General features: G+C 60.0%; 5 protein-coding genes. 3 read left to right on the top strand and 2 right to left on the bottom strand.

Annotated features, from left to right (window positions below; translation table 11 throughout):
• The first annotated feature begins 9 nt into the window (after window positions 1-9).
• The gene (locus ACRESD_RS15200) at window positions 10-387 is read left to right on the top strand and encodes a c-type cytochrome (protein WP_431751670.1); all 378 of its coding nucleotides are present in this window, start codon (window positions 10-12) and stop codon (window positions 385-387) included.
• 6 nt (window positions 388-393) lie between these two features.
• On the opposite strand, the gene ACRESD_RS15195 is transcribed toward ACRESD_RS15200, so the two are convergent.
• Together ACRESD_RS15195 and ACRESD_RS15190 are read right to left on the bottom strand one after the other, a co-directional pair.
• Complete coding sequence (locus ACRESD_RS15195) at window positions 394-1,977, bottom strand: rhodanese-related sulfurtransferase (protein ID WP_431751669.1); 1,584 nt, start codon at window positions 1,975-1,977, stop codon at window positions 394-396.
• Complete coding sequence (locus tag ACRESD_RS15190) at window positions 1,974-2,585, bottom strand: cysteine dioxygenase (protein WP_431751668.1); 612 nt, start codon at window positions 2,583-2,585, stop codon at window positions 1,974-1,976. The genes ACRESD_RS15195 and ACRESD_RS15190 overlap by 4 nt, the downstream gene beginning before the upstream one ends.
• A 217-nt stretch (window positions 2,586-2,802) precedes the next feature.
• On the opposite strand from ACRESD_RS15190, the gene ACRESD_RS15185 reads away from it, so the two are divergent.
• The gene (locus ACRESD_RS15185) at window positions 2,803-3,708 is read left to right on the top strand and encodes a LysR family transcriptional regulator (protein WP_431751667.1); all 906 of its coding nucleotides are present in this window, start codon (window positions 2,803-2,805) and stop codon (window positions 3,706-3,708) included.
• 106 nt (window positions 3,709-3,814) lie between these two features.
• On the top strand, window positions 3,815-4,609 hold the full coding sequence (locus tag ACRESD_RS15180; RefSeq protein ID WP_431751666.1) for a class II aldolase/adducin family protein: 795 nt from the start codon (window positions 3,815-3,817) through the stop codon (window positions 4,607-4,609).
• The last annotated feature ends 114 nt before the right edge of the window (window positions 4,610-4,723 follow it).

Raw genomic sequence — 4,723 nt, 5'->3', positions numbered from 1 at the left:
ACGTCAACGTTGAAAACGATATTCATCGCTTTGCTGGGGGGATTGGCACTGGCTCAAACTCCACTCTCCGTTGCGGAGAATGCCAATGGTAAAAACCTCTATTCACAGAGATGCGCCATCTGCCATGGCGCAGACATCAAGGGAACAGGGCCGCTGGCCAATAAAAGCCAGCCTCCTACGCCCGACCTGACAACCACCGCGTTCAAGAAACGCCTCAGGGATTACCCGGGCGTTATCGTGTCGTCGGTCATACTTCGTCCGAATGGCGACCTGATTCCAAGAACCTTGCGAGAGAACGGCGTAAAGATTGCGCCGTTCGCTTGGGGGGTTAAGGACTTTCGCGACTTGAATCAGTACATGACGGATGTGATTTCGAAAGCCCGGTGAGGGGGCTCAGATCACATAGAACCCATGGGTGCCGTCACGCGCCAATTGCGCCACCAGGCCGAACTCCCAATCCAGGTAGGCCTGCATGGCTTCCTTGGGGTTGTCGGTGCCTTCATAGGGCCGGCGATAGCGGTCGATACGCGGTGAGGCCAGGTGGGTCTCGCCTTCTTCCAGCGGCAGTTGCGCATTGATCCAGCCAGCGGTGCCGTTTTGCAGCAGGAATACTTGTTTGCCGGTGATGGCCTCGACTTCAGCCACCGCCAGGCGCGCCAATTGGCTGCTGCCGCAGGTCAACACGTAGCGTTGGGCGCTTGGCACCTTGGCCAGGGCCTGAGGCAGTTGTGCCCGCAAGACCCACCAGGCACCGGGGATATGGCGTTTGACATAGTTGGCGCTGGCGGTGAAATCCAGCACCACGGTGTCGCCATGGTCGAGCCAGTCAGCAAGGGTGTGGGGGCTGATCAGTTCGGCCTGGGGTGGTGCCGGTACGGGCGCGACCCAGGCGCCTTTTTCGCTGAAGGCCGAAGGTTGCAGATCATCTAGTACATGCACTTCCCAGCCCAACTGAGCGAGCCAGGAGGCGGACATATTGGCGCGCACGCCATCGTCATCCACCAGCACCAGCCGCGCCCCGCGTACGCTGGCAACGTGGTCGGTTTCCTGCACCAGTTGCCCACCTGGCGTGGAGCGTGCCCCCGGCAAATGGCCGGCTTCGAATTCTTCCGGGGTGCGCACATCGAACAGGTACGTCGTGCGCGCAGGTTCCTGCTGCCAGTGATGCAGATCAGCCAAGACCGCTCGGCCGACGCGAGCCTTGTCGGCGACGCGGCGTGCATCCTGGGCCGCGACTTGGCGATGCCCTTCGGAGGTGGGCGCAAAACGGCGCGACTGGCCGTGGGCGAGCTTTTGCCCGGCCAGGGTCCAGCCGATGGTGCCATTGCGCAGCGCCGATACCGGGTTGGCCACGCCGGCATTGATCAGCGATTGAGTGCCGATAATACTGCGGGTGCGTCCGGCGCAGTTGACGATGATGCGAGTGGCCGGGTCGGGCGCCAGCTCTCGGGCGCGTAGCACCAGCTCGGCACCGGGGACGCTGATGCCCGTGGGAATGCTCATGGTCTGGTACTCATCGAAGCGGCGAGCGTCGAGTACCACCACGTCGGCCTGGCTGTCGAGCAGGGCCTGCACTTCTTCGGCCGCCAGGGACGGCGTATGGCGCTCGCTCTCAACCAGTTCACCAAAGGCTTTGCTCGGCACGTTCACATCGATAAACAGCTCACCACCGGCACGACGCCAACCGTCGAGGCCACCGTCGAGCAGGCTGACTTGGGTATAGCCCAGCGCAACCAGGCGTTCGACGGCGCGCTCAGCCAGGCCTTCGCCGTTGTCATAGACGATGACTTGGGTGTCGCGCCGTGGAATGCGCGAATACACCTCCAGCTCCAGTTTGGACAAGGGGATATTCGCGGCGAACAGCGGGTGGGCCTCGGCAAACGGCGCTTCTTCGCGTACGTCGATCAGGGCGATTTCTTCATGGTCCAGCAGGGCCTGGCGAATCTGGGCGAAGCGTGTGGTCGATACGGTGCTCATAGGGCAGGGCTCTTTTCTTTGGACAAATCCCAGATGTTCGGGAGGAAGGCGTTGGAATAACCGGAGATAAACTGTTTCTCGCTGCCGTCGGGTTGGTACACCGCACGGCGCACCGCGCCGATGTTGGCGCCGTACACATGAATGCTGATCGACACCTGGTCGCTGTAGGCATTGCTGACTTGATGGATATCGCCGACCTTGGGCGACACCGCTTCGACCTGGCCAGGCACCAACTGAATAGGGCTGCCTTCTGCAACCAGGCTGCCGTCGGGAGCGCGCTCAAACCCCTGGGAAAACTCGGAACCGCGCAACATACCGATCAGCCCCCACACACGATGGTCATGAATCGGCGTACGTTGCCCCGGCCCCCATACAAAACTGACGATGCTGAAGCGCTGGCGCGAATCGGCATGTAGCAAAAACTGCTGGTAGCGCTCGGGGTCAGGCTGGGCGAATTCATCGGGGAGCCAGTCATCATGGCTGACCAGCTGCGCGAGCAGCTTGCCGCCACGGTGCAGCAAGTCGCCTTCGCGGGGGTGGCCGTCGATCAGTTCCGCCAGGGCGCCTATGAAGGCTCTGAGTCGCTCGGGGTGCTTGGCCTGGGTCATGACAGCTCCATCGTGTGGTCGGTGGTGATGGTTTTATCTAAGCATAATATTTATGGTTAATATGCTATTTATTAATGATTAGCTTATAGCTGAAGGTAATTTAGAACTGGTCTGAATAGCGTTAGACGTTATCGATCATTGCGCGGGCTATCCAGGCTGCGTTCAGGCAACTATGCTTTCCACACATCTTAATGACGCTTCTCTATGTGCGGCCCAAATGAAAATTGACGATATCGATGCGTTTGTCGAAGTGATTCGTTGCCAGTCCATCAGCCATGCCGCCGAGTCATTGCAACTGACCCAGCCGGCCATCACCCGTCGCGTGCAGAACTTCGAGCAGGCGCTGGGAGTGGAGTTGTTCGACCGCAACACCAAGCCCCTCAAGCCTACGCTGATCGGCACCCGGGTTTATGAACAATGCCGGCTGATCCTGCGCGAGATGGATGCCCTGCGTGAACTGGTGGCCACCGATGCGCCGCCCACCGGCGTATTGCGCCTGGGCGTACCGCAGACCATCGGCGACGTGGTGTTGTTGGATGCGCTCAAGCAGTTGCGCGGTGAATATCCCGACTTGCGTGCCCAGGTTGCCACCGGCTGGGGCAGCCAGTTGGTTGGCAAGATCGAACGTGGTGAGCTGGACGCGGCGGCTGCGCTGTTTCCGGCGGGCAAGATCTTCCCTGACAACATCATCGGCGAGTCCATTGGCAAGATGGAATTGGTGGTGGTGTGCGCCAAGGCACAACTGCCCAAGAAACCGTGCAAGCTGGCGGATGTGTACCAGAGCGGTTGGATTCTCAACCCCGATGGCTGCGGTTTCCGTGCCGGTTTGCAGCGTACCTTGTCCGATCAGGGGCTGGGGCTGCGGGTGAACCTGGAAACCTTCGGCACCGAACTGCAATTGGGCCTGGTGGCGGATGGACTGGGCTTGGGCCTGGTACCTCGACCCTTGCTGGAGCGCAGCGCCCACCGTGAACACTTGGCGGTGATGCCGCTCAAGGACTTCAAGCCCGTGATGGACCTGTGGCTGATCTATCCACACTTCCTGGGCAACTTGCAGGGGCCGGTGGATGCGTTCGGCCAGTGGGTGGCGGCTTCGCTGCAGAAGATTCGAGACGCTGCTTGATATGAAAAAAAATAATAATTAGCTTAGATTAAAATGTGCTTTTTATTATTTTTCGGCATCCCCTAGGCTGCCTGGAAGTCCTTAAGGCCATCCAGGAAGTTTTGCCATGAGCAGCGTCACCTCGATCTCCAGCGTGTCCAACACGGTTCGTCAGCGCGTGACTCCAGAAGAGTGGGAGGTGCGCGTCAAGTTGGCCGCGGCCTATCGACTGGCGGCGCTGTACAAGTGGACCGACCATATCTACACCCATTTCTCTGCCCGTGTGCCGGGGCCTGATGAACATTTCCTGATCAATGCCTTCGGCTTGCTGTTCGATGAAATCAGTGCGTCCAACCTGGTCAAAGTCGACCTCGACGGCACTATCGTCGATGACCCGACAGGCTTGGGTATCAACTACGCCGGCTACGTGATCCACAGCGCGATCCACGGTGCTCGCCATGACCTGCAGGCGGTGCTGCACACCCACACCCGTGACGGCATTGCGGTGTCGGCGCAGAAAGAGGGTTTGTTGCCGATCTCCCAGCACTCCATCGCGTTCTCCGGGCGTGTGGCGTACCACGGCTATGAAGGCGTGGCCCTGGACCTGGATGAACGAGAGCGGCTGGTGGCTGACTTGGGCGACAAGAGTGTGATGATCCTGCGTAACCACGGGCTGTTGACGGCAGGCATCAGCGTCGAGCATGCATTTCAGCAACTGCAAGGGTTGGAGCGGGCGTGCAATATCCAGATCGCAGCGCAGGCGGCGGGGAATGCACAGTTGATCTTCCCGCCGGCCGAGGTGGTCGCCAAGGTGGAGGAACAGGCCAAGGTGTTCAAGGCGGGTGACGGGCCAGGTGTGGCACGGCATTGGAATGCGCTGATCCGGCAGTTGGAGCGTAGTGATACCGACTACAAGAACTGATGGTTTGAGCTGGATGAATATCAACGTGTGGGAGGGGGCTTGCTCCCGATGACGGTGTGTCAGTCACCCGATGTATGACTGATCCATCGCTATCGGGAGCAAGCCCCCTCCCAC

It is taken from the genome of Pseudomonas sp. (assembly GCF_050739995.1).
In the GTDB taxonomy this organism is placed as follows: domain Bacteria; phylum Pseudomonadota; class Gammaproteobacteria; order Pseudomonadales; family Pseudomonadaceae; genus Aquipseudomonas.
Note: the sequence above shows the minus strand (reverse complement) of the source record. Positions and strands in the feature narration are given on the sequence as shown.

Coding starts and splice junctions, on each gene's coding strand:
- ACRESD_RS15195 (WP_431751669.1), bottom strand. CDS start 1,977: ATGAGCACCGTATCGACCACACGCTTCGCCCAGATTCGCCAGGCCCTG.
- ACRESD_RS15190 (WP_431751668.1), bottom strand. CDS start 2,585: ATGACCCAGGCCAAGCACCCCGAGCGACTCAGAGCCTTCATAGGCGCC.
- ACRESD_RS15185 (WP_431751667.1), top strand. CDS start 2,803: ATGAAAATTGACGATATCGATGCGTTTGTCGAAGTGATTCGTTGCCAG.
- ACRESD_RS15180 (WP_431751666.1), top strand. CDS start 3,815: ATGAGCAGCGTCACCTCGATCTCCAGCGTGTCCAACACGGTTCGTCAG.